The 24,984-nt window shown below is 56.8% G+C and carries 14 protein-coding genes and 1 pseudogene; 6 read left to right on the plus strand and 9 right to left on the minus strand.

The features are described from left to right. Positions 1–15: 15 nt before the first annotated feature. The 5 genes from CFter6_RS15455 to CFter6_RS15480 form a co-directional block, all read right to left on the minus strand. Positions 16–3,012: a sensor histidine kinase gene (locus CFter6_RS15455; RefSeq protein ID WP_082814814.1), complete on the minus strand. Its 2,997-nt coding sequence runs from the start codon at positions 3,010–3,012 to the stop codon at positions 16–18. A 166-nt stretch (positions 3,013–3,178) separates the two neighbouring features. Beyond that, positions 3,179–3,412, minus strand: coding sequence for a hypothetical protein (locus CFter6_RS15460; protein ID WP_061540688.1), 234 nt, complete (start codon positions 3,410–3,412; stop codon positions 3,179–3,181). A 295-nt stretch (positions 3,413–3,707) separates the two neighbouring features. Further along, entirely contained in the window at positions 3,708–4,676 is a 969-nt protein-coding gene (locus CFter6_RS15465) for a hypothetical protein (RefSeq protein ID WP_236904286.1), read from the minus strand. A gap of 646 nt (positions 4,677–5,322) precedes the next feature. Further along, positions 5,323–6,042 carry a hypothetical protein gene (locus CFter6_RS15470; protein WP_061540689.1) on the minus strand — a complete coding sequence of 240 codons (720 nt, stop codon included), beginning with the start codon at positions 6,040–6,042 and terminating at the stop codon, positions 5,323–5,325. A gap of 690 nt (positions 6,043–6,732) precedes the next feature. Further along, entirely contained in the window at positions 6,733–7,644 is a 912-nt protein-coding gene (locus CFter6_RS15480; RefSeq protein WP_061540691.1) for a LysR family transcriptional regulator, read from the minus strand. 136 nt (positions 7,645–7,780) lie between these two features. Between CFter6_RS15480 and CFter6_RS15485 the strand changes: the two genes are divergently transcribed. The 4 genes and pseudogenes from CFter6_RS15485 to CFter6_RS26480 form a co-directional block, all read left to right on the plus strand. Further along, the gene (locus CFter6_RS15485) at positions 7,781–8,557 is read left to right on the plus strand and encodes a substrate-binding domain-containing protein (RefSeq protein WP_417924805.1); all 777 of its coding nucleotides are present in this window, start codon (positions 7,781–7,783) and stop codon (positions 8,555–8,557) included. A 90-nt stretch (positions 8,558–8,647) separates the two neighbouring features. Continuing rightward, positions 8,648–9,967: an MFS transporter gene (tcuC, locus tag CFter6_RS15490; RefSeq protein ID WP_061540692.1), complete on the plus strand. Its 1,320-nt coding sequence runs from the start codon at positions 8,648–8,650 to the stop codon at positions 9,965–9,967. Positions 9,968–10,816: 849 nt separating this feature from the next. After that, positions 10,817–12,460 (plus strand): autotransporter outer membrane beta-barrel domain-containing protein, encoded by a 1,644-nt coding sequence (locus CFter6_RS15495; RefSeq protein ID WP_236904287.1) that lies wholly within the window; start codon positions 10,817–10,819, stop codon positions 12,458–12,460. Positions 12,461–12,644: 184 nt separating this feature from the next. Then, positions 12,645–13,040, plus strand: a pseudogene (locus CFter6_RS26480) (Tn3 family transposase); the annotation flags it as partial. A 69-nt stretch (positions 13,041–13,109) separates the two neighbouring features. Here the strand turns inward: CFter6_RS26480 and CFter6_RS15505 are convergent. Then, the gene (locus CFter6_RS15505; RefSeq protein WP_236904288.1) at positions 13,110–15,254 is read right to left on the minus strand and encodes a discoidin domain-containing protein; all 2,145 of its coding nucleotides are present in this window, start codon (positions 15,252–15,254) and stop codon (positions 13,110–13,112) included. Between the two features lie 1,340 nt (positions 15,255–16,594). Between CFter6_RS15505 and CFter6_RS15510 the strand changes: the two genes are divergently transcribed. Then, positions 16,595–17,632 carry a hypothetical protein gene (locus tag CFter6_RS15510; protein ID WP_236904289.1) on the plus strand — a complete coding sequence of 346 codons (1,038 nt, stop codon included), beginning with the start codon at positions 16,595–16,597 and terminating at the stop codon, positions 17,630–17,632. 455 nt (positions 17,633–18,087) lie between these two features. After that, on the plus strand, positions 18,088–20,265 hold the full coding sequence (locus CFter6_RS15515; protein WP_236904290.1) for a dockerin: 2,178 nt from the start codon (positions 18,088–18,090) through the stop codon (positions 20,263–20,265). 259 nt (positions 20,266–20,524) lie between these two features. Here the strand turns inward: CFter6_RS15515 and CFter6_RS15520 are convergent, their stop codons facing one another. The 3 genes from CFter6_RS15520 to CFter6_RS15530 all read right to left on the minus strand — a co-directional run bounded on the left by CFter6_RS15520 (position 20,525) and on the right by CFter6_RS15530 (position 24,623). Continuing rightward, on the minus strand, positions 20,525–20,806 hold the full coding sequence (locus CFter6_RS15520) for a site-specific integrase (protein ID WP_061540697.1): 282 nt from the start codon (positions 20,804–20,806) through the stop codon (positions 20,525–20,527). Between the two features lie 177 nt (positions 20,807–20,983). Then, positions 20,984–22,168 (minus strand): serine hydrolase domain-containing protein, encoded by a 1,185-nt coding sequence (locus CFter6_RS15525; RefSeq protein WP_061540698.1) that lies wholly within the window; start codon positions 22,166–22,168, stop codon positions 20,984–20,986. Positions 22,169–22,658: 490 nt separating this feature from the next. After that, the gene (locus CFter6_RS15530; protein ID WP_061540699.1) at positions 22,659–24,623 is read right to left on the minus strand and encodes an acid phosphatase; all 1,965 of its coding nucleotides are present in this window, start codon (positions 24,621–24,623) and stop codon (positions 22,659–22,661) included. Positions 24,624–24,984 lie beyond the last annotated feature (361 nt).

The following is a 24,984-nucleotide window of genomic DNA, read 5'->3' on the forward strand; positions in this document are numbered from 1 at the left end:
TAGCCGGCCCCGCCCTCATTGATTCTCTGTCGCATCGGCGATGGGAATCGACACTCTGATCGTGGCGCCGGCGCCGGGCTCGCTGAAAATACTCACCTCGCCGCCGAGCATGTGGGCCCGTTCGCGGATCCCGACCAGGCCGAATGATTTCTTTTTTTGTATGCTGGCATCAAAACCCCTGCCGTTATCGCGTACCTCCAGCAAGTAATGTTTTTCCTTTCTCTCCAGGCTGATTTCTGTCCGGCTCGCTTGCGCATGGCGGCTGATATTGGTCAATGATTCCTGCGCGATACGGAAAATGGTCGTCGTCCGCTTGTCATCCAGGACAATGTTTTCCTCGCGCACATCGAGGCGGCACGGAATGCCGGTATTGGCGGTAAATTCTTCGGTCAGCCACTCCAGCGCCGACACTATTCCCATGTCCAGCGCCGACGGCCGCAGCGACGACACGACATTGCGCACGACCTTGATGGTAGCGTCGACCAGTGTCACCATGCGTTCGATTTTTCCTTGCAGCGACGGATTTTTCCCTCCGAACTCCAGGCCCACCACCGACACGCCCATGCGCAGCGCTGACAAGTGCTGCCCCAGCTCATCATGGATTTCGCGCGTCAGGTGCTTGCGCTCTTCCTCCCGCGACGCTTCCAGTTCATAAGCGCGCTCCTGCGCCTGCTGTTCCTTGAGCCGTTGGCGGGCCTCCAGCCTGCGCACGCGGTAGCGATGCATCAGGTACAGAAGCAGCAGCGACAGCAAGCCGCAAGAGACGTAGAAAGTCCAGGTAGACCACCACGGCGGCAGGATCACGACCTCGACTTCCGCCGTCGACGAATAAGCCTGCATAGGGGGATTGTCGGCCGCCACCTGGAAACGATAATGGCCTGGAGGTAAAGCCGCGTAGCGCACTTCGGGGACGCTGGTCTTCGACCAGTCAGATTCCAGCCCTTGCATGCGGTAACGAAAATTCAGGGTCTCGCGGTTCTGGTAAGACAATGCAGCGAGCTTGAAATTGAGCGGACCGGAGCTCCACGGCAAGCGCACAGGCTGGCCGCGGGCAAGGGTTTCGCCGTCGCGCCCGATGCTTTCCACCAGCACATCCAGCTGCAACGGCGCAAACAGCGATTCCGGCCGCAGGATATGGGAGGCGCCGCCGCTGGTCGCTACCCACATCGAGCCGTCGCTGTCTTCGTAAAAGGAGCGCATGTCCGTGTCGTTCCACACCAGCCCGCTATCCTGGTTGAAAAACCGCCATTGCTTGTGATTCCATACGCCGATTCCGGCGTCCGTGGATACCCACAACCAGCCCCGGCTGTCTTCGAACAACGCCATCACCGACTGATCCTGCAGCAGCGGCGGCGTCACCTCGCTTATCTCCACTGCCTCGTCCTGTTCGACGCCGCGCCAGACATTCCCCTCTTCAGCGCCCAGCCACAATGTTTCATTATGGGTGCAAGCGATGGTGCTAGGCTGGAAAACCTGCGCCGCCGGCCTGGTTCGCGGCTTGCGCCAATGCACACCGTCAAAACGCAGCAGTCCCTTGTCGGTAACAAACCAGAGCACTCCGCCCCGGCCCTGGCATCCTTGGTAGGCGTTGATATCCTCAATCGAAAGAAACTCCGTTACTTTTACCGGAACCGGATTGGATTGCGGCTGCCTGATGCTGTAAATGCCGATCTCGGTAGCAATCCAGAGTTGTCCCGAGCGGTCGAAAAACAGGCTGTTGATCGATGGCAGCTGAGCGACCTTGACGTCCGCTTCGGCGCCGCGCCCGCGGCGAACCAGGAGCCCTGAAAGCGAGCCGGCCCAGATATTGCCTTGGGCATCTTCAGCCATATTGGCCCATTGATGGGAGGTGCCGCCATAGGTTCCTGCAGTAACGGAAAAATATCCATTCTTCTGCAATGTGGCGGAACCGGAACGGGTACCTACATGCAGCAAATTTTGCCGGTCGCGCAAGAACGACAGCACGACATTGCTGGGCAGGCCTTGCCTGGAAGTCCAGTTCTCCCAGTTCGGATAACCTATCCAATGCACCAGCCCATGGCCCGCCGATCCGAGCCAGACGCCGCCGTCGCGATCAAACACGATGGAATTGATGCCGCCGCCTACTGTCAGTCCGCTGGACTCGTTAAAGGATTCCCAGCGCTTGCCGTTCCAGCGCAGGATGCCTTCGTCTTGCCGGCTGAACACCCTGCCGGTGGCGTCCATCGCCAGGAACGGAATTCCGTGCGCCTTCTGCTGCTGGTTCGGGTCTGGCGAACGGTCCTGGAAGACATGGCCACCTGGCGGCAGCACAAATACCTTGTGCTTGCCGCGCGCCCAGAGCATGCCTTGACGGTCATGAAGAATGGCGTCCCAATTTTCGCCGACGGGCAAACCGCTTTCCTTTCCCAGCACCAGCAACTTCCCCTGGTCGTAATGGCACAGCATGTGCCCGCAACCCATCCACAAATCTCCATGCTGGCCGACATGAATGGTGACAAGGCTTTTCATCTCAGGATGAGGCGACAGTTGCCCTGCATCGAAAAACTCATGCGCCTGCCAGGAATGGCCTTGATCCGCGGACAGCACCAGCCACAAGCGGTCTTGGCTTATTACCAGCAGGCGGTCCGGCCCCAGTGTGGCGAAGGTCTGTCCTTGATAGAAAGCGAACTGTACATTTTGAAACTGCATGGGCACGAAACGCTGCCCCTGCCACAGGTACAAACCTTCGCTGGTGCCGACCCACAGGCGGCCGCTGCCGTCGACATGCAATGTGGTGATAAACGGCGTGGGCAAGCCTTGGCGCAATTCAAAACGCTGGAAGCGCGCGCCGTCGTAGCGGAACAAACCGTTCTGGGTGCCAATCCACAGATAGCCGCCAGGCTCTTGCGCCAGGGCGTTGACAACCATGTTTGTCAAACCATCCGACTGGCTGTAGTAACGCAGCGGCAGCTGCTGGCAAATTGCCGCCGGCAGCAGGAAAGCCAGCCACAGCATTACGATCAGTCGACGACACCAGCGCAAACTCATCATTCAGATTCCTATTGCCATTTGAGGACAAGGCTTTCCCAAGGATGCCTTATGCAGCATGATATGGTAAAAATCCTTATGTAGGCATCCAATTGATACCTACCGTTCACAGGGTCCCCATGGCAATCGGAACTAAAATGCCGGTCCGACCTGGAACATGCCGCTGCGCCTAAAAAAAACTCTTCAGTTCAGCAATTGAAAGATTGCTGGTTTCATGAAGGCTGATCAGGATGGATGCGCCGACCCGCAGCCGGCCATGGCGGATTTTACTGATGACAGGCGGAGCCACTTCGAGGCGGCGCGAAAGTGCGGCGTCGTTTTTCAGTTCCAGCTTGGCGATGACGGCGTCCAGCATCTTGTTGGCATTTTTAATGTACTCAGCCGTGTCGTCTGCATTCTTCATTACTTGCCTTCGGTTGTTAAGATGAAATCAGATGAATTTACAAAAATGCTATTTTATTTTTATATTCCATTAGCAGATATGCTAATGGATCCGAGGAACGGAGGGCATCAGGAAATCATGATTTTCGGGTGGGCGGGTGAGAAATCGGCGTCGGGAATTCCTTACGCCGCGTCAATTAGCCGATAACGGAACGACGTACCATCCGGCATGGGAGCCTTGCATCCGTAGTTCAACCCGGAGACCCAAGCTGTAACGCTTGAGCAACCAGGTTGTCGCCGATGGCGCACTGCCATCGCTATCGCAGAGCGGCCCCGCCTTGCGTGAGATACTGACTCAGGAGACGGGCAAATTGCCCACCGTCAGTGTTGATCGTCGTTTGGAAGCTCCCCCCTGCGCTGAAGACGATTGCGAAGGTATGGATATCGCCGTATTCTTGTGTGTTGCGCAGCATGTAGTCGACACGATTATCGCGATAGTGTTGGTTAGTGCCGCCAGGCGTAGCGGACGGCACACCCATCGGCGTCTGCCACCACAGGATCGGGAGTCCATTGCTCAGCGCGGTGCGATAGTCCGAGATCGCGCTCTGCGATTGGTGGAAGTTCGGTGTGGCGATATTGTTTGCGTCCCAATAGAAAGTCCCGGTTCGCCCCGCGCATTCGGCTGGAGGCGATGCAACTTCCAGGCAGCCGGCGTCTCGATCGCTGGTTTGGGCAACGATGAAATCCGCCTGATGTGCCCCAACCGCTTTCATTTCGGCGCCGATCTCAGCCGGGGAGCCAGACCAGAACGAGGGCGGGAATCCGAGCAACGCATTAGGTGCGATCTTCCTGCCCATCTGCACCAGGCACTGGCCGATGCCGGCGGCGCTATTCGGCAATCCGCTGCATTCGGCCTGGCTGCTGACGACGGCAGGTATCTGGGCCGGATCATGCCCCGGCGCCTGCGCCCATACGAAACCCCAGAAATCCGGCTCCAGATTGATCAGAACGGGCGCATTGAGCGCGGCAATGCGTTGATACATCAGCCGGGCCTGCGCCCAGTAGTTGTTCATGAACGTCGCATCGTTGATTCCGCTCAAGTTGCTGCCGCCGTTCTGCGCCATCTGATAAAAGGTGAACATCGGGGTTGCGCCGTAGGCCTGGATGGCCTGCGCAGTGTACGTGATGTACGCGCCATCGGGACTGTTCCAGGTAGGCCACGCGCCTGCGCCGACCCCCACCAGGTAAGTATCAACGATATCCGGGTGAATACTCTGGCTTTGCATTTGCGCCAATGAATTGCCGCGCCGAGTCCGACCAGCACTCGGGAGGGTTTGCCGAGCTTGGTCACCAAAGCGGAAGTAGCTGCGGCACCTGTAGTGCCGCCGCCTGAAGTACCGCCGCCTGTTGTACCGCCGCCTGTTGTACCGCCACCTGTTGTACCGCCACCTGTTGTACTGCCACCTGTTGTACTGCCACCTGTTGTACTGCCGCCTGTTGTACTGTCGCCTGAAGTACTGCCACCTGAAGTACTACCGCCCTGGGTGCTATCGCCTCCGCCGCCGCAACCGAAAAGGAAGAGCGCAAGCAGTAGTGCAGCAGTGTGTCGCAGGGTAAATATAGTCATCCAAAACTCCGTGAAATTGAAGGAATACCAGCGACGCTGGTTCCGGATATCGATCGGCGATCCGGACCAAGCTTCAATTTGAAGCGCATTCCGTGCCGCAGCCGATGTAAATGTTTGCCAAGAGGTTCGCCGCCGGCATTTGTGTCTAAAGACGCGCCGTTGCTTGGCATGATCCTCATCGCCCTCAACGCAATGCATGAACCATGCCTGCTTTTGCAATAAAGTCAGACCTCTCGCTTCGTCACAAAAAGTGACGCAAAGCGTTGATCCGGCTTCGCCGCATGCTGCCTGGTAAGTCTACGGACTCACTGACTGCGGCGACCTGAGGTTCCCTGCGTAGAAAATTCAACCGGTAACGTCGGCGCGGAAATCAGATTATTTAATCCGGCCTGTTCTATCGCGGTAATCATTGCTTGATAACCTTCTTTGTTGTCACGGTACAGCAATACAACAGAAAATTCCTTATCCGCTGGATCGTTCGACGCAAGAACGATGGCTTCGGCTCCAGCCGCACGGAGCTGCGAAGCAATTGCCTGCGCGCGCTGTTCGAACGCAAATATAGCGCCTACATGTCGACGCTTGGCGACTGCTTCTGGTTGGCTGTAGGTGAGTTTTGCAGATGGAGGAAGTGTCTTCGCCGGTTCTGCCGTGACAATTTCTGGGGCACGTAGAGCAACTGCCTGGTCACTTACCGTATTTGAATTTGCCGCCTCTATCTGATACTCATTGCCATCAACAAGCACCAATGTCAGTCCTCGTTCCCCAAGTGATTTTTGGAACTTGATAAAAATCTCATCCGATGAAAGCGGCTCGCTTGAGGCAAGGTTAATTGTTCCCCCTACTTCTCGAGCTAAATGAATCGAGCGGCCTGAATATTGACTGACTAGGCGTGTTGCATCCGGCAATCCGATATCTCGCCAAATGACATAAAACCGGTCTTCACAAAAGGCCGCTGTCGTGTATGAAAACGATAGAAGCGTCAATAAATACGTCGCGATCTTTTTTAATATTGATATCTGAAACATAACTCCCAACAATTATCGCGGCATCCCGCAGACGTATTCCGCAGGCAAATTTCTCATGCGATCTTGACTGCCGACATGTGCTTGCGAGATACATGACAGCAGTCCGAATGTCACATCAATGCGGCGGTTTCGGCTCTGCTCAAAGCTCCCCGATAGATGTGGACTCGATTGAAGTACGGATCAGTGCCGTACTGCGACCATTAGGCAACAGCAGCAGCACGATCCGTGCCAAATCGAATGTTTAACATGCAGTCAAACGAATTCAGATGAAACATCAGAAAGCGATTCGCACTTGCACTACCAGGACATGGACAAAAATTTGACCAAAAAATAAAAAACTGACAAATTTTGTTAGCGCTATCATCAACTGCCGCAGTTTTGTGTAACTTGGAGTCTGTGAAATTTTCTGCGCGAACGAGATCACAAAATGATGTCGAAAGAGAAATATCATGAGCGGCATAATAATCACAAAAATCGAAGAAGCAGAAAACCTTTAACCTCATCCATGTCGCGCTGATAGACCGGTTGTAGGCCCGACTGCAGAACAAGGATACCGAGTTGGTCCTTGGTGAATCTGCTCTGACTGGACCGCTACAAGAAGATGTAGGCCGAGCATATGTTGGCGTCGGAGTTGAGCCGTCACCTGCGTGCGATACCGCCCCAGCACATGACCCTACATCTTGCGCACGCTCATGCCATGGGTGTACATGCTGATGCCTCTTTCAGCATTTCATAGAGATTTTGCGCAGCTGGCGAGAACACGCGGCCGGATCGGCGAATAATGCCCAATGTACGCGTGATAGCCGGCTCCTTGAGCGGGATTGCGCGTAGGACGCTCAGGTGATCCGACGGCATCGCAAGTTGCGGCACCACGGCAATGCCGAGCCCGGCCTTCACCATCTCAAGCAACGTTGAAACATGGCGCACTTCAATGAACGAGGCGGGCTGTTTTTCCGACGGCGCCATCGCCATATCCAGCATCATCCGGTTACCGCTCGATTTGGCTACCGTCATGTAGGGATATTTTCCGATATCTTGCCAGCTGACGGCGCGCCGGCGCGCCAATGGATGGTCGGGCAAGCAGGCCATCACAAAACTCTCCTGCATGATCGGTTCGAAGTCGATGCCCTGTTCCTGCGTGCCGAGAAAATTGATGCCGAAATCGGAATCTCCGCGGGCAACGTTGTTCAGCACTTCATGTGCGCCTTCGTCCACAATGCGGATGCGAATCGAGGGAAATTGCGCATTGAAGCGCTGCAGGATCGGCGCCAGAAAATTGTGTGCTATCGAAGGCACGCAGGCCACCGTGATCTGCCCAAAATGCGTATAGGAAATGTCGCTGATGTTGTGCAGAGACGTTTCGACGCCATCGAGGATCTCGACTGCCTTGGCGAAAAATTCACGCCCTACCAGGGTTAGCGCCACGCGCCGGGTGGTGCGTTCAAACAGTTTGACGTTGAGTGCGTCTTCCAGCTTGCCGATGCGGCGTGACAACGCCGGCTGCGAGATATTCAGCGCCAGCGCCGCCGCCCGGAAACCGCCCTGCTCCACCACCGCCACCATGGCTTGCAGATCGCTTAAATCAAAACGTAGTTGATACATTTTTATTGATACCTTTAGCGCATCAAAAGTAAATATTTATGCATTTTACTTTATCAATCAGGTTCGTGATAATTGTTCGAGAAAACCTCAATTGCAGCACCGTCGCATAAAAAAACAGGAGACAAAGAAAGTGCGCATCAAAAAAACAATTTACCGACTGTTCGCTCTCGGCGCAGTCAGCCTAACCCTATTTTCCAGCACGACTCAGGCTGAAGAGATCAACGTGATGATTTCGGGCGGCTTCACCGCGGCCTACAAAGCATTGGCGCCCAAATTCGAGGCGGCTACCGGCAACACCTTGTCTACCGCCTTCGGACCCTCAATGGGCAAGGCGCCGGAGGCGATTCCCAACCGCCTCGAACGTGGTGAATCGGCCGATGTCGTGATCATGGTCGGTTATGCACTGAGCGACCTGATCAAGCAGGGCAAAGTCGATGCCGACAGTCGCGTCGACCTGGCCGATTCCCGCATCGGCATGGCAGTAAAAGCGGGTGCTGCGAAGCCAGACATCAGCACGGTGGAGGGTTTGAAATCAGCCATGCTCAACGCTAAATCGATCGCCTATTCTGACAGCGCGAGCGGCGTCTATATCGAGCGCGAACTGTTCAAAAAGCTGGGTATTGAAGAACAAGTCAAGCCAAAAGCGCGCATGATCCAGAAAACTCCCGTCGGATCGCTGGTGGCTAGCGGCGAATTCGAACTAGGCTTCCAGCAGGTAAGCGAAATTCTACCAGTGCAAGGGGTCGACTTTGTCGCCAGGATTCCGGAGCAGGTCCAAAGCATTACCACGTTCTCCGTCGGAATACCGGTCGGCGCCAAACATCCGGATGCCGCTCGCGCATTGATCCGTTACCTTGCCTCGCCCGAGGCGCGCGACGAAGTGATCAAAAGCGGACTGGATCCGAAGCATTAACTTCGCCTGCGCGATCAGCAACGGTATTTGTAGAAGTCTGCGCCATGTCCTTGCGTGAGGCGCAGGGCTCCAATCGCTTATGAGATAAAAATGACAGTCATCGCAGCAGCAACTCCGTCGAAATTCGGCACGGTCCTCCGTGTCACCAGCGGTAATTTCATGGAAATGTTCGACTTTTTCCTGTTCGGATTTTACGCCACTTACATTTCCAAAACCTTCTTCCCCTCGGGGGACGAATTCGCCTCATTGATGCTGACTTTCATGACCTTCGGCGCCGGCTTTTTGATGCGTCCGCTCGGCGCCATCCTGCTCGGCGCCTACGTCGACCGCGTCGGCCGCCGCCAGGGTTTGATCGTGACCCTGGCCCTGATGGCGCTTGGCACGGTTCTGATTGCTTTCGTGCCGGGCTTTACGGCCATCGGCTATCTGGCGCCATTCCTGGTGCTGATCGGCCGTTTGCTACAAGGTTTTTCCGCCGGCGTCGAACTGGGCGGCGTCTCGGTCTACCTGGCTGAGATGGCAACGCCGGGCAACAAGGGCTTCTACGTCAGCTGGCAATCGGCCAGCCAGCAGGTGGCGATCATCGTCGCGGCAGCATTGGGCTACGCACTTAACATATGGTTGACCCCGCTGCAAATCGGTTCCTGGGGCTGGCGTGTTCCGTTCTTCATCGGTTGCATGATCGTGCCGGTACTGTTCATGATCCGCCGCTCCTTGCAGGAAACGGAGGAGTTCATGAAACGCAAGCAGCGTCCCGATACGCGCGCCATTTTCCGCTCGATGCTCGATAACTGGGGCCTGGTGATCACCGGGATGATGCTGGTGGCGATGACCACCGTCTCGTTCTACCTGATCACAATTTACACCCCAACTTTCGGCAAGAACGTACTCAAGCTCAGTACTGCCGACAGCCTGATCGTGACCCTGTGCGTTGGTATTTCCAACTTTATCTGGCTGCCGATCATGGGCGCGCTGTCGGACCGGATCGGTCGTCGTCCTATCCTGGTTTTCTTCACCGTGCTGACCGTTCTGACCGCCTATCCAGCCATGACATGGCTAACCAGCGCACCCAGTTTCGAGAAGATGCAGGTGGTCGAACTGTGGTTGTCGTTCCTGTATGCCAGCTACAACGGGGCTATGGTCGTCGCGCTGACCGAGGTAATGCCGGTCGAGGTGCGCACCGCTGGCTTTTCCCTGGCCTACAGCCTGGCGACAGCGATTTTTGGCGGCTTCACGCCGGCTATCGCCACCGCGTTGATCGAAGCGACGGGCGATAAGGCCGCGCCGGGCTTATGGATGACATTTGCTGCCGTGTGCGGACTGATCGCGACGCTGGTGCTGTACCGCAAACGCAGCGTTAAATATCGGCCAGACTCTGAGGAACAATACCCCATCCAAAACGCGCCTTAAAAAAGGATGGAGGCCGATTGCTGCAAGCGTGAAGCTACCCTCGAAACCAGTAAAAAACGGACCAGCTACTAGCTTTAGTAGCTGGTCCGTCTTTATTTCGACCCGGACTTCATCGTCCTCCAGTTCGATTTGAGTTTTCCCTAAGATGCCAGAGTCATCGCCGTGTAATCGGTTTGATTATATTGCCAGGCCCGTTTATTGCTTTTGCACTCTACAACTTTCTTTAAGGAATGGCCTCAAGAAAATACTATTGTGGAGAGTTTTGTTCTCGGTTGGGGTGGTGGCTATGTGCTTGTCGGCTTGGTTATCCGCTTCATTCTTCTTCAAGTGTCGGAGAAATGATATCGATAGTCCGCTCGCAACGCGGCCTGCCACCAATCGTCTCGGCGCCGATCTCTCTATCCATCTCGCTTATTTTTATTTCTCATGCCTACTCCACATTCTTTGACCCGGAACTACCTTGCTGCACTGATCGTTTCTCTTGCAGCTGCCGGCTGCGGTGGTGGCGGTGGCGATGGCGGTACAACGGGCGGCACAACCAACAGTAACGCCAGCACTACAACGACGGTTGTCGATATTACCGCGGCTATCCTCGCCAATCAGAACATCGCGCTCAGCACCGACTCCGTTATCAATCTACCGGCCGGCGTCACTACTTATACTGGAGTGATCTCGGGCCAAGGAACGCTGCTCTTAAATCCTGCGGCTGGCAGTAGCCATCCGAGCACTTTTGTCCTCACTCAGGCCAGCACATTCATGCTACCCGACAGTCGCCAGGTTGAGACAGTGACAAAATCCGTCTATCCTGGCATGGGATATGCTCTCAGCATTACCGGAAGTAATCCTCCTGTGCTGACTATCAACCCTGGCGTAACGCTGCAAATCGGCAGCAATACCAGCGCGGATAACTCGCCGAATATTATCGCCACCTCAGACAGCAAAAACCTGGCTAGCGTGGTCAACAGAGAGATCAATCTCAACAACATTCTCAACAACGGCGCCATCGTTCTGAACAGTGCCCAGTTCATTCTGCTTGGGCAAGTCAGCGGTACCGGCTCCATCTCGCAGCTGCCGAACGTTTGGGGCGGCAATTCGATGGGCGGCGTCAGTCCATTCACCGGCGTCCTGGCGCTGAGCGCCGGACAGGATTTCGGGACGAATCACGTCAGCCCATCGATACCCAATGCCAAGGCAGTGGTCAATGAAGGGTCGTGGCTGGTCTGGAGTGCGCCCAACAGTGTGGTGACTGTCACGCAGAATATCTACGAGGCGAGTTTTGGCGGAGATATCAATTTCCATCCCATCGGCAATTCAAGAATCATCATGCGCGGCGTTTATAGCCACACGGATAACAGCCCGCACGGCAGCGCTAATCTGGTCAATCCCGGCTTGAGCGACGCCAGCCTGAATCTGGCGAAAGTGATTTACCGCGGCGGCCCGAATGACGTCAATGGCAACGACGGCAGCTATAGAGGCATCAATATCGAAAGCGGCGGCACGGTCCAGTGGGGAGACGGCACGACGCATGACTTTTTCCTGCCCTCCGCGCCGTCGCCGTTCGCGGTGAGCCCGGCGCTGGGAGCAAAGAATGCCTATATCAACCTGCATCGAGGCGGCACCCTGGCCTTGAACTACAATGGCCCGGTCGCGCTGAACGTAGGAATTACCGGCGGTGGCGGCGGTCCTGACCGGGACGGCAGTGCAGGAACGGGCAATGTCACCATCATGTCGACCGCCGGCAACGACGTCACCTTCAGCCAGCCACAGAATTACAACGGCGTCACCACCATCGGCGCGAAGGCCATTTTACGGCTGGGAACCGGTTCGCCGCAGCCTTTGAACTACGATAAGCTGGTCTATAACAGCTCGACCCAACAATACGTCAAGAGCACGACGTTGCAGGCAACTTACAGCGGCGACAGCAGTTTGCTGACGGCAGAGTCGGCCGGTGGCGCATCGACCGACAGCATTGTCAACGACGGCAGCCTGATTGTTCAAAACACGACCGACGCCATCACGCTTTCCAATATCAGCGGCAGCGGGACTTTCCTGCAGAACGGTACAGCCAGCACTACCTTGCGCAACAACAGCTTCAGCGGGACTGCCGTCATCAACAGCGGTAGCGTACTGGCGGCCAGCGCTAATGCTTTCGGCAGCGGCAACCTGATCAACAATGCCGGCCTCGGACTGGGAAACACCCAGTTTGAGCTGACGTTGGGCGGCAGTTATCAACAAAACGCAAGCGGTTCTTTGACATTGCCAATCAACGGCACCAGCAAGGGCGTCGACTACGGCCATCTGACGGTGCCCGGCCCGGTTGTTTTGGGTGGTGTCCTGGCATTAAAATTCAACGGCACTTTCACAAGCGGCCAGAAATTTGCATTGATCGACGCCGGTGGCGGCATCAGCGGTTCTTTCAGCAGTGTCACGAGTTCCGGGCCTGCCGTCGACATCACGTTGAATGGCGGGGTTTTGTATGCAACAGTGAGGTAAAGCAGCAACTAGCACATCGTTAGCCGGTACCAAGGCAAGTTGTTGCTCGGGCCGGCCAGCGATGGAAGCTACCTATGAAACCGGGAGCGGATGACCAAGGCTATTTTCTTAACGTCTCGGCGATTCTCAATGGAAGTAGCTCAATACTGCTCGGCCGGAAGAATTATCCCCAGTTCCATTAGCCGAGGCCCACCATGTGTTCGGCATCTAGTACCGCAACACGTCGGACATCGCGCCAACCGCGATCATCGGGGCATGCACCGCTTGAACAAAGTGAATTTCGCGATCCTGCACCGGTTCGGGCCATGCTATGTGCCACGCCTCACCGATCTCAATGAGCAACTTAGCGAAATTTACTGCGCAGCCGATCCGGCTGGATGAGCATTGCCTCATCCAGCCGTCAGGGCGAATCGACCTGGCGACGATCCTCGATGGAACATGGAACATCGACTGCGTCGTCGCCACGCTGGGGTTAAAGGAGATAACTCAGGGCATACCGATCCGCTAGCCAAGCAGCTACACCGATGCGAACCCGGCGCGCCGGGCGATCTTTGAATACGACCGGCTGGCGCGCAGCATTACGCGCTGATCAAGTCGATTTCTCCGGCCACATGGCGGCATGTGCACTTGAATCGGCGCCATGGCCTCACTACGGCTTGGACGCGAACAGCCCAAATTCGGCGAGATCTGTAAAGGTGCTATCGCCATTATTGGCTGTGATGTTGAGCCGGTAGTAGCGATAGGAGGCCGGATTCGCGATCGTGTAGGTCTTCAGCTTTAAGCGTGTGGCAAACACCTGGTTGCTTTGGGTGTCGAGCGTGGTCCAGGTAGAGCCGTCGGTGGAGCCCTGGAACTGCCAGTCCTTCGGATCGCGCGGGTCCCTGTCGTTGGCGCTGGTGACCGTATAGCGCTGGACGCGCTCCGTGTGGCCGAGGTCGTACTGCAGCCAGCCGCTCACGCCCGTGTGGAACCATTCCGTCCCCGAGTTTTGGTCGAAGGCGCTTCTGGCGTTGGTCGGGTTGTTCGCACTGTCATTGGCGGCGCCACCGGTGGCGACGTTCACCATCGGATGCTCCGGCGTAGCGCTGTCCGCGGGAGAATTATCGCTCGTGCCGGCGGCGTTGGTCGCCGTGACGGTGTAGTAGTAGGTCGTGCCGTTGATCACCGACTTGTCCGTGTAGCTGCTGCCGGTGACACCCGACGCGATGGTTGAGGATGGGCCGCCGCTGAAGGCGGCGCGCTTGACCGTGTAGCTGGTAGCGCCGAAGGACGCCTGCCAGCGCAGCGGGACCGCGCCATCGCCCGGCGAGGCCAACAGCATAGCGGGCGCCGCGGGAACGACGCTGGGCGCACCACCGTCGCCACCGGTGATTTGCACGTTGCTGAAGGTGGAACTGTTCTGGGTACCCCAGGAGGCCGAGGCGACCACCAGACCAACATAGATCGTTTCGGGAACAGGGGCGACGATACGGCCGACATCGGTGGCAGCCCAATTGGTGCCGTCGGGAGAAACGTAGCCGGTAATGATATTCCCGATGCGCTCGAGCTTCACCCAGTACGAGGGCGTGGAACTGGCGATGTTGAAGGCCTTGGTCCCATAGTTCGTGCCGCCATACACGGCGAGCTTCGGCATGCTCTGTTTGGCCAGGCCGTTGTTCGCAACGGCCATCCAGGCACGGGGAGCGCCTGTTTCCAGGCTTGTTCGCATCATCACGCCCGCCACTGCGGCCGGATTGGTGTTCTGGACGGACTCGACTTTCGCGATGATGGCGGCATTGCCGGTGATGGCCTTGTAGGTGAAGTGGCAAGCGTCTTGTGCGCCCCAGAATATGTCGTTGCCTGCTCCCTGAACCGTCCATTTGCCATTGGCGTATGTGGCCATGCTGGCTGGGGTGGCGCCCCCGAAGTCAACATCGTTGAACCCTGAGGTGATCGAGGCGGCCGAAGGAATGGGCAGCGCCGGCGGCGGCGTAGCCTTCGAAGTGTCGGACTCCTTGAGGAACATGAAGCTGGTGCCGTCCACCGGCATCCAGAGGCGTCTCTGGGCGATGAAGGGGGCCTGGAGCCCCTTGCGGAGGACGTAGGCGTCATAGATCTGGTTGAGCGCTATGTTCCCGCCATTGGCGCCGTTCCAGCCGCGATTGGTGACGTCGGTGAGGTAGTAGCGATCGGTGGTGCCGAAAGGAAGGGCGGTCGTCGGGACGAGTTCGTTCACCCGCGCGAAATACTCACCCGCCGCCAGCAGGCGGTTGTCAAAGTCGGAATAGATGTCGATGCCTTGACTCCAGAGCGCCTCGGCGAGCATGGTCAGCGACTTGAGCTGCCCATAGGAATGTCCTTGGTCGCGAAGGTAGTCGCCGAGCATGCCGATGTCGTTGGAATTGCGCAGTCCGATATGGGCTAGCGTGCGAGCCTGATAGACCACCTTGTCCAATGCCTCGATGTCGTCGTTGTAGATCGCCATCAGTCCAAGAGCGGTGAGGGCCAGTGCACCCTTGTTGGCAGCGCCGAACTGGCTTTCGCCATAGGGGTTCGATGCCGGCATCAGGACGTCCTTGAAGTACTTCTTGACGATCGCCGTGTCGGCTTCCGTCCAGCCCGGCCATGTGCTGCGCAGGATGTCCGCGCCGCCCACGACCTGGAGAGCGTAATCGCCCAGATCGAGCATCGACTCGCGACCCGAGAATTCAGTCTGGGTGCTGGCCCAAGCAAGCAGGACCTCGCGCGCCCTCTTCGCGTATCGGTCGTCCTGAGTGAAATACCACATCCGCGAAAGATTCCAAATCGCGCCCATGTCCTTACGCCAGGGCCAAAGATGCTCGTCGGGGCGCGGCTCACTTTCGCGAACGGGCCTGACATGAGGTAGGTGAAATGGGCTGTGCCGTCATTCGCCAACATGTTGTAGGCGGACTTCCACGGCTCCTTGCCCTGATCGACGTAGGCCTTGAGAGTCTGGAGATCCGAGAGGGTGAGCGGAGCGCCTGGATGCTTGATAACGCGGACCGCTGGAGTACCTCCCACTGGAGTACCTCCCACTGGAGTACTTCCCACTGGAGTATTTCCCACTGGAGTACTTCCCACTGGAGTACTTCCCACTGGAGTATTTCCCACTGGAGTACTTCCCACTGGAGTACTTCCCACTGGAGTACTTCCCACTGGAGTATTTCCCACTGGAGTATTTCCCACTGGAGTACTTCCCACTGGAGTACTTCCCACTGGAGCCCCGTCCACCTGAGTATTTCCCACTGGAGCACCTCCCGCTGGGGCGCCTTCCGCAAAGGAATTTCCCATCGGTTCGCCACCGCAAGCGCCAAGTATCAGACAGGCAGAGATTGTTATAAAAATTTGTTTTTTCACAAAAAAAGTCATTTTATTCAAAAGAAAAAGATGTTCGTAAGAATAATTTTTCCATCCTGTCAAAGGGGAAAAGTTATTTTTCCAGAAGGAATTTCGAATGGTAATAAGGTGCGGGGTGGACACGTGCGCAGCCATCTTGGAGGAACACCGTCAGCACAATCCGTGCCATATGAAATTTCCAACATGAAGCCGGATGAATCAGAAGAGCATGCCGAAACCGCGAAGTAACCTTGATTGAAGGACGAAAAAGCCGACAAATTTTGGGTATGGCAAGCGGGTCAAACTGACGGGGCAATGCAGCAAGCAAAAGAACAAACTGGTTTTTCGTTGTATCGAATTTTGAGTGCAGTTATTTGGGCCTGTTCAAGTTAAACGAGACTGCCCAGTCGGTGTTAGCGCTAACAAAATTTGTCAGTTTTTTTGTTTTTCGGTCAAATTTCGTCCATATCCTGGTGGCACAACTGCGGATCGCATTCGGCCTTTTCGCCTGAATTCGTTCTACTGCGTGTTCGGTATTCGATGTGGCACGGATAGTGCTATGAAGTTTCCATATGGAAACTATCGCATACGCAAAATATGACATTTCTTTTTAAAAAACAATTCTTTATCACGATCTCTGCCTGCCTGATACTCAGCGCGTGTGGTGGCGGCACGAGTGATGCCGGAACAGGTTCTTCCTCAACCGGCACGGGGGCTGCTCCATCCGGGACGGGCTCCACGCCAACCGGCACAGGGTCTACGCCAACCGGCACGGGCTCTACGCCAAATGTCACTTTCATGGGCAAGAGCACGGTGTTGATCGGAAGAACGTCGATTGATGCTCTTTCGGTTGCCGCACCATTCGACGCTCAGTACCAATACGTCGTCAGTCCGCCGGCACCGTCGAGCAACCTGTACACGGCGACGTCCTGCCCGGCTGGGACGAACTGGTGGGGATGCGCGGGCGGTAGCATCGGGGGGCTCATCCCCAGCGTCCAAGCCCGCGCTGCGCAGGCCACCTACTTAGGTAAATCGTATCCGCAGACAGTGATGTGGACATGGTTTGAACTCGGCCTCCTGGCACCCGTGAACAAGTGGCAGGACGAGGTGACGGCGGTCAACCAGGTCGACCTCCTCACCAGATACCTGAACGACTACCGTTTCTTCCTCCAGAAGATCGGCACCTCGCACGACATGATCGATCTCGAACCCGATTTTTTTGGTTTCGCGCGAGGGTACGGCCCTCTGGACCAGGTCCCGGCGCAGGTGACGGCTGCGAATCCGACCGACTGCGCAGACCAGGCGAACACTGTGGCGGGGCTGGCTCACTGCCTGATCGCAATGGCCCGCAAGTACGCTCCCAACACGGCCGTCGGCCTGCACCTCACCTGCTGGGACTGGCCGGGCAACGTGGATAAATGTGCCAAAGATTACGTGACCCTCGGGGGAAAGGGTGCAGACTTCCTCGTCGGGGAGGTTGAATCCACGGACGCCGGACTCAACGCCAAGCTGGGGAATGGCAACTCATTCTGGAGCGACCAGAAGTGGGCCACGCAACTCGCCTATTGGAAACAGATGGCCGAGGCGGTCGGCCACCCGATCGTCGTCTGGCAGATCCCGATCGGTAACATGGCACAGAACAACACCGACTACCACTACCAGGACGACAAGGTGGACTGGCTGTTCTCGCACATGGACCAGGTCGCGAGCGCCCATGTCGCGGCTCTGATGTTCGGCCAAGGATCGGACCTGTCGACCACGGCTGAAACCGACGGCGGCAACCTGTTCGCGAAGACGGCCGCCTATCGCAATGCAGGGGGCACGCCGCTCAAATAGCGTGTCCCTGCGTGCTGTCGCATAGCCACCCTGGTGCAGCAATTATTGCCAGAACGTGAAACCTGTCGACAGCAAAGGGGGCACTGTGGCTAATTTCCTTGATCACCTTGCGCAGTGCGTCGCACGTAACAAATGACATTTCCACACGACAACTATCGCATGCTAAAAATATGACATCTCTTTTTAAAAAACAATTCTTTATCACGATCTCTGCCTGCCTGATACTCAGCGCGTGTGGTGGCGGCACGAGTGATGCCGGAACAGGCCCTTCTTCAACCGGCACGGAGGCCACTCCAGCTGGCACGGGCTCTACGCCAACCGGCACAGGTTCCACTCCAACCGGCACTGGCTCCACTCCAACCGGCACTGGCTCCACTCCAACCGGCACTGGCTCCACGCCAGCCGGCACGGGGTTTACGCCAAATAATGGATCCGGTGGCACCTCGACCGGCAGCGTGGCGGCCACCTGGACCAGCGTCAAGTGGGGCGGCGGCGGCTATGTCAGCGGCCTGATCTATCATCCGACGTCGCCTAACGTCTTGTACGCCCGGACGGACGTTGGCGGCGCCTACCGCTGGAACCAGGCCACGTCGCAATGGATGCCCATCACCGACGGCCTGGGTTTCAGCCACGCCGAGTCCGCCTTCCACGACGTCGAAAGCATCGCCGTCGATCCCACCAACGATCAGCTCGTCTACTTGGTCGGGGGCAATGGCGGCAACGGTCGGCTGTATGCTTCCAGCGACCGGGGCGCCAACTGGACGTGGTTCAGCCTGCCGTTCACGGTGAACGGCAACGGTGAGGGCCGGGCGATCGGCGAGCGCTTGATGCTCGATCCGACCAATCCGTCGACGATGTTCTACGGTTCGCGCAATGCCGGCCTGTGGAAGAGCGCGGACTCGGGCCACACCTGGGCGCAAGTCACGGGCTTGTCTTCCTATACGATGAATTCCGCCGCAATCGGCGTCGAGCAGATCATCTTCGACAATAGGAACGTGGGCGGCGGCCAGACGACCTGGAACATGTGGGCCGCGGTCGCCCCCGACTACGCCAACGCGGCGGGACTGACCTCGACCTTCTACAAGTCCAGCAACGGCGGCTCTTCATGGACGCCGGTCGCGGTGCCGACCGCGGTCGCCGGATATTACATTCCGCACTTCGCGCGCGCCGCCGATGGCATGTACTACGTGGTGTTCAACAAGAACGCAGGCCCGGGCGGCGATGGTCCCGGCTACCTCTACAAGTATAGCGGTCTTAGCGGCGTCTGGACCTTGCTTAGCACCACCACCACGGGCGGCTACGGCGGCGTGTCCGTCTACGGCAGCGGCCCGACCACCCGCGTCGCGCTGGCCGTGACCGATACCTGGACCGATTTCCCCGGCCAGAAGATCACCCAGTTGTCCGACGACGCCGGCAGCACCTGGCGCGAAATCGAGTCCCAGATGCCTCACACGCAGACCACCTCCGGGTACTGGGGCTGGAATGATGACGTCGAGATCGATCCGAACAACCGCGACCACATCATGCACCTTGACGGCCCCGGCGTCTGGGAGACGATGAACGCCTCGTCGGCGACACCGAGCTGGACCCTGAAAGTGAACGGCATCGAAGAGACTGTCATCCTGGCCGTCACCACCCCGCCCGCCGGTGCGACGTACAAGCTCATCAACAGCGCGGGCGACATCGGCACCTGGGTCCAGACGGACCTCGCGACGATGCCGACCAAAGGCCCCACCACGGCCTGGACCAATGGCAATTCGGCCGACATGAGCTGGTCCGATCCGCAATACATTGCCGCTGTCGGCGCCGCGAACGGGTCCGGTGGCGCAGGATACGGGTACTGGTCGGGCGACGGCGGCGCCACGTGGGCGAACTTCGCCACCCTGCCTGCCGGCGCCGCGGCCGATGGGCGCGAAGCGTCCAACATCGTGGTCACCGCACGCAACAAGGCGATCTGGGCGCCGTCCAATGCGGTACCGTCCTACACCACCGACAACGGCGCCAGCTGGACGGCGACGAATCTCCCCGCGCTGACGGTGTTCGGCGGCTGGACGCGCGCCTACCGGCTCGCGGCGGACCGCAAGAACCCGAACAAGGTCTATGCCTACGATTCGGGCGGTGTATGGTGGTCGGGAACGCCAGGCAGGGTCTATGTCTCGACGGATGGCGGCCATACTTTCACGCTGAGCCAGGGCTCGGTGTCGGCAGGGCTGCGCGCCAATCCGTGGCACGCCACCTCGATGGCCGTCAATCCGAACGTCGAGGGTGATGTCTGGCTGGCTGACGGCGATACCGTGTACCACTCGGTCGACTCGGGCGCCACCTGGACCAAGCTCAACAACTTCGCGTCTATCTTCAGCAACGGCAACGGGTGGCCCGACGCGCAGGGTGCCAGCGCTGTGGCCCTGGGCAAGGCAGCCGTTGGCGCGCCGTACTCGGCCGCAATCTACGTGGTGGGTGTGATCAACGGCCAGTGGGGCGTGTGGGCTTCCGACAATGCAGGCAGCACCTGGACCCGCTTTAACGACGATGCCCACCAGTTCGGCGGCATCGGCGCGATGACGGCTGACTGGAACATCTACGGCCGGATCTACGTCAACGGCGCGGGCCGCGGCTTGCTGTATTCCAATTAAGATCGCCTGATCGCGGGTGGACAAGGGCGGCTGCGGTCGCCCTTGTTATTTTGGGTCGCTGGATAGCGACGCTGGCACGGTTGACGCCCTGGCGCAATCCGCCCGGCAGCTTGGCCCAGATGGCGTACTACGGCAAGACGGTCAAAAGCTGTTGGAACCGTGAGAAAACCGGGATTCTGAAATTTCCGCCGGTTTGGGCGTAGAGCCCCAGTTAATGAGACAAATCTACCTATTCGAAGCGCGGTCTTGAGATGGAAAACTACGCTCGCTTAAAACTGCCGACGAGGACCTTAGCGCTGCCGATGTTCTTCAGACAATCGGCGTATTGTTGCATCATCACCTGCCGCTCTTCTTTGAATTCAGCGCGGTCATAGGCTTCATCGTAAGTGTCGCCGGATTGGTGTGCCAATTGACGGTCCACTACTTCATGACGGAAGCCCAGGCGCCCTTTAATAATGCCCACTGCCAGCAATCTGAAACCATGACCAGCCATCTTGTTTTGGTAGCCCATGCGTTTCAATGCTGCCAGGGAATTCTCCATACTTCATTGTCTAAATCGATTTCAGTCCACGGAGTTTCAATCAACTCACTGGCGCGGACGAACACCATCAGCATAATTCGCACAGCACCTGGGTTGGCATGAACATACGCGCTTCGCGACCGCTCAAGGCCGATTACAGTCCTTCCAACGCAGCTTAATCTAGAGAGTGGTTGCGGACTAAAACCTCCTGGGAGAATCCTGCATATCCTGACGAACATGTGTTTCACCTTCAAAACCTGTCTTTTGAATCTTCAATAGCTTTCCGTCCGCCTCCTCGGAAATTGGCGAAGTTGCCGGGTTAGTCGCCTCAATTAATGCCGTCACCACCTCGGTGGTTACAAGCGCGTCTTCTTTACCTGGTAAGCTGGCAACCAAAGCCGCAACTATCTTCAAGCTGGGAAAAACATAGATTCGCTGGCCTTTGAATCCGCTGGCAAAAAAGAACTGTACTCCAAGTACTCGACCAATCCACCAGTGAAGACCATAGCGACTGCTGACCCCTGGCGCCCACGCCAGATCGGGATAAGTTGCGGAGAAAATGCGAACGCCATTCCATTCTCCGTTTTGCAAATAAAGTTGGCCGAGTTTCAGCATATCCATCGGACGCAGTCGCAGCCCCCACCCTCCCGGCAAACGTCCTCCTTGGTCAGGAAACCACCAAGCGTAATTGGTCATATGCAACGGTTTGAACAATGTTTTTCCTGCAAAATCGAGCAGATTATCGCCAGAAATCCCGGCAATCACAGTTCCAGTCATTACGGCATCCGCATCTGAATAGTTAAAGCGGGTGCCTGGAGTCGCAATAATGTTTTGACTCACGACAGCACCGATCCGATCTTGCCTGGCATCGTAAATGGGATTGCTGCTAGGGTCATGCTTGTAGTCAAACCCCGAACTCATTTGCATGACATTTTTAAGGGTAATGTTTTCTAGTTTATTCCAGCCATCCCCTCGCAGGCCTGATGGTCGTTCAATCAATCCAGTTATTGGCGTGTCGAGATTTTTTAATTTTTCTTGGTACAACAGTGCGCCAACTAATGTCGAAGAGATTGATTTCGTCACCGAATACATGGCATGGTTGTAATTTCTTCCTATTCCAACTTTATATCTTTCCATCACGATTTGGCAATCACGCATGACTACCAAACTACGCACGTCATATTTACCTTCGTCTAGCTGCTGCAACAAAGCAATCAGGCGCTCTGATGAAACGCCTTCTGCGGAGGGGGCCGCGCTGCCAATATCTTCACCGATACCCGGGGCACAGTGTCCATCTGTAGCGTTCGCATGGTGACTAAAAAAGACAATTAGACATAGCGCAAGTGCCGTCCATAAGGCGCTTCTTATTTTCCATGTACCCATATTTTTTTATCGTCCTGTGGATGCTGTCATGATTGTTCATTTGCGCGCTGAATCGGCCTGCTCCTCTCTGCATTGCTTGGTGAACGCAGCGACCCGGTCGCAAAACCCTCTGAATCCAAAATCGATGAGCTCTTCATGGAGCGGCCTAAGACTACGCCGCCGCTTGCGGGATTATGCCACCTCGGTCCTTGAGCCTGCCTAAAAGCTGGAAGGCGTATCGGTCGATGGCGCTCTAGCCGATTGACGTTCAGCATAGGCCGACTCGGTCATTTCCGAACGTAAGCAACGCCGGACAGTATGTGCGAGATGCCCTGTCGCTTGGCGATCTCGCTGTAGAACCTGGTCCCGAAGGTTCCGGCGTTTGATTATTTCTAGTAATGCCACGTCGATCACTCCGATCCACTACTCATTCTGACAAGTAGGATTGTGTGCTAAACGTGGGCATTTTTCTAGCTGAGGGCATAAAGGAAAATACCAATCTGCTTGGCTTTTAGGCACCGATACGCAATTGCAACCCAGTATTGCTATAAAGCGGAGTCGCGGAGAAACCGTCTACGGAAATCGTATCGAATTTCCCTTTAAAACTGGTCGCGGCAATGATGTTGATCGTGTCGCCGACTGCCGGTTTATAGCCTCCCTGGAATTTGACATGAAGAATGCCGCCGGCAACGGTCATGTTTCCGGCGACGGCAAGCGTCCCTTGCTGAGCGCTCCCTACATTCAGTTCCAATGTGCTGTTCGCCAATTGCGTATATTTCCCGCGGATTGCCAGTGCGCCAGGCGCATTGCTTGCCAGCGTGCCGCCGCTGACGTACACATCGCTCGCACCAAACGCCGACACGGAATCCGCTTCCAGCGTCCCCGCCTCCAATTGCGCGCCGCCGCTCCAGGTATTGTTGCCGCTCAATTTCAGAACGCCGCCGCCTTGCTTCGTCAGCTTGCCCGCGCCTGATATATCGTTCCGCCAGTTATCGACGGCGTAAAAACCTCCCTTACTGGCATCCATCGATACCACAACATTGCCATTGAAGACCGCATATCCGTCCGCTGCGGCAAAAAGATTGAGGCGTCCCCAGCCCTCGGCGTCGTCCAGAACCGGATATCCGGATGCAATCGCAGTCGTTTTCAACACGACGCGGCGCTGAACATCGCTGAGGTAAGGCAAGCGTGTCTCCAACAGCACCTCGGCGCCTTTGGGTACGATGGCGGGCGTTGTCGCTGCGCCTGTTTGTGCAAAACCATAGGTCGTGCGGCGCAAATAATTTGCCTTGTTGCTGGCGTAATCTGCAAACCGGTCCGTGGTAGCGCTAGCAGAGTGAGCAAAAGCATTAAAGGTGTCGGCAGTCGTATTGGTTTGCGCCATAAGCGCCGTCCGGGCCAGTGCCACAACAGCCGCTTTTGCAGCCGCATTAGCTGGATCGTTCAGATTGGCGGCAACCACGGCTTGACCAAGTACGCGTCCGCTCATCACGTCCAATGGCGAGTGCATGCCAGCCAGAATCCGGTTCTCTCCCAATTCCAGGCCGCGGCTGATGATCTCTTGGAACCGTTCAGGTACTGCATAAGCCATCGCCACCGCGTCGCGGGTAGCCTCCGCCGAATGACCGCTGGTAAAACCGCCATCGGTTGCGGGTGTCGGACTCTTCGCAGGCACCAGAGCAGGTACGACAACCACGCTGCTGCTCCAGCGAAATGGCCGAGCATACTTGTAAAAACGTTTGGCGGGTTCCGTTGATCCGTTGTTGCCCATGGCGTTGATAAAATCGACAACCCCGCCAAATGCCGGATTGGCGCTGCCGCCGACACCGGTATTATTACCGCTGTCGTTGTACAAAACAGTGGTGGCGTCGGCCGGGACCGTCGTAATGCTTGTAGTCTGTTGCGCTGCCTGGCGCCATGCTGTCGTCAGCGGGCCCATGCCATCCGTGACGCTATATCCTTTGCCGCGACGATCGTCCAGATAAGCGGCCGTTGCTTGATCTGAAGTGCGATTGGAGGTCGCCGCGACTACATACTGGATGTTCGCGTTGTGCACGGCTGTGTTGAGTATCGTGCCGCCCGGGGTTCCATCGTTTGGAATACCTGTCCAGGCCGACGAAGCGACGGCAGGAAAATTGCCGACGGCGGGTGCAGTGACGCCAGCATCGACAATATCGGTGAGTGGCTGCCATATCTGCTTGAAACCCGCCAAAACACGCACGCCGGCATTCGTTTCCAGAGTTGCATAACGCGCATCCCCACGCTGGTTGCTCGCCACATTATCCACAAAAGCGAGGATCGATGCGGCAACTGGCGCGGTATCGACATAACCAGGGTCCGCCGGCGGCGGAGGAATGAGCAATGCCGTGGATTGCGGATCCAGTTGATCCGATCCTCCGCCGCAAGCTGTTAATGCCAACGCTGCGCTGAGGGCGAGCGCCAGCGGCCGATGCAGGGAGGATTGTCGTAGTCGCATTTTCTATGCCTTCATTTATAAGAAACAAAACGAAGGGATGATAGTGACCAAATGCTACAACAGCATGACGTCATAGCCAGCAATGGCGTGACCTTGGTAGGCGGGCAAGACGCTACGGGTTGCTACGTGACAGTGCAATGACAGCACAACGAAGGAAAACCTGGACTGCGGTTGGCGCGGTTCGCATCATAGGGAAATTCCTACGATGAAGTGCCTGAATGCTGCATAAAAATCAAGGCTTCCTGATACCTCGCATCCGTTCCACCAACTAATCTTGGAACACCCCGACTTCATAAATTAAAACAATCATGTCCCATCCCGTCTGCTATCGCTTTGTGCTTTCCGCCGCTTCATCCATTTT

Origin of the sequence: Collimonas fungivorans, from assembly GCF_001584145.1 — a bacterium.
In the GTDB taxonomy this organism is placed as follows: Bacteria; Pseudomonadota; Gammaproteobacteria; order Burkholderiales; family Burkholderiaceae_D; genus Collimonas; species Collimonas fungivorans.

What these genes read in the sequence shown, in the direction of transcription:
- CFter6_RS15455 (WP_082814814.1), bottom strand. Translation starts at nt 3,012, where the DNA reads ATGATGAGTTTGCGCTGGTGTCGTCGACTGATCGTAATGCTGTGGCTG.
- CFter6_RS15460 (WP_061540688.1), bottom strand. Translation starts at nt 3,412, where the DNA reads ATGAAGAATGCAGACGACACGGCTGAGTACATTAAAAATGCCAACAAG.
- CFter6_RS15465 (WP_236904286.1), bottom strand. Translation starts at nt 4,676, where the DNA reads ATGCAAAGCCAGAGTATTCACCCGGATATCGTTGATACTTACCTGGTG.
- CFter6_RS15470 (WP_061540689.1), bottom strand. Translation starts at nt 6,042, where the DNA reads ATGTTTCAGATATCAATATTAAAAAAGATCGCGACGTATTTATTGACG.
- CFter6_RS15480 (WP_061540691.1), bottom strand. Translation starts at nt 7,644, where the DNA reads ATGTATCAACTACGTTTTGATTTAAGCGATCTGCAAGCCATGGTGGCG.
- tcuC (WP_061540692.1), top strand. Translation starts at nt 8,648, where the DNA reads ATGACAGTCATCGCAGCAGCAACTCCGTCGAAATTCGGCACGGTCCTC.
- CFter6_RS15505 (WP_236904288.1), bottom strand. Translation starts at nt 15,254, where the DNA reads ATGGGCGCGATTTGGAATCTTTCGCGGATGTGGTATTTCACTCAGGAC.
- CFter6_RS15510 (WP_236904289.1), top strand. Translation starts at nt 16,595, where the DNA reads ATGGGCAAGAGCACGGTGTTGATCGGAAGAACGTCGATTGATGCTCTT.
- CFter6_RS15520 (WP_061540697.1), bottom strand. Translation starts at nt 20,806, where the DNA reads ATGGAGAATTCCCTGGCAGCATTGAAACGCATGGGCTACCAAAACAAG.
- CFter6_RS15525 (WP_061540698.1), bottom strand. Translation starts at nt 22,168, where the DNA reads ATGGGTACATGGAAAATAAGAAGCGCCTTATGGACGGCACTTGCGCTA.
- CFter6_RS15530 (WP_061540699.1), bottom strand. Translation starts at nt 24,623, where the DNA reads ATGCGACTACGACAATCCTCCCTGCATCGGCCGCTGGCGCTCGCCCTC.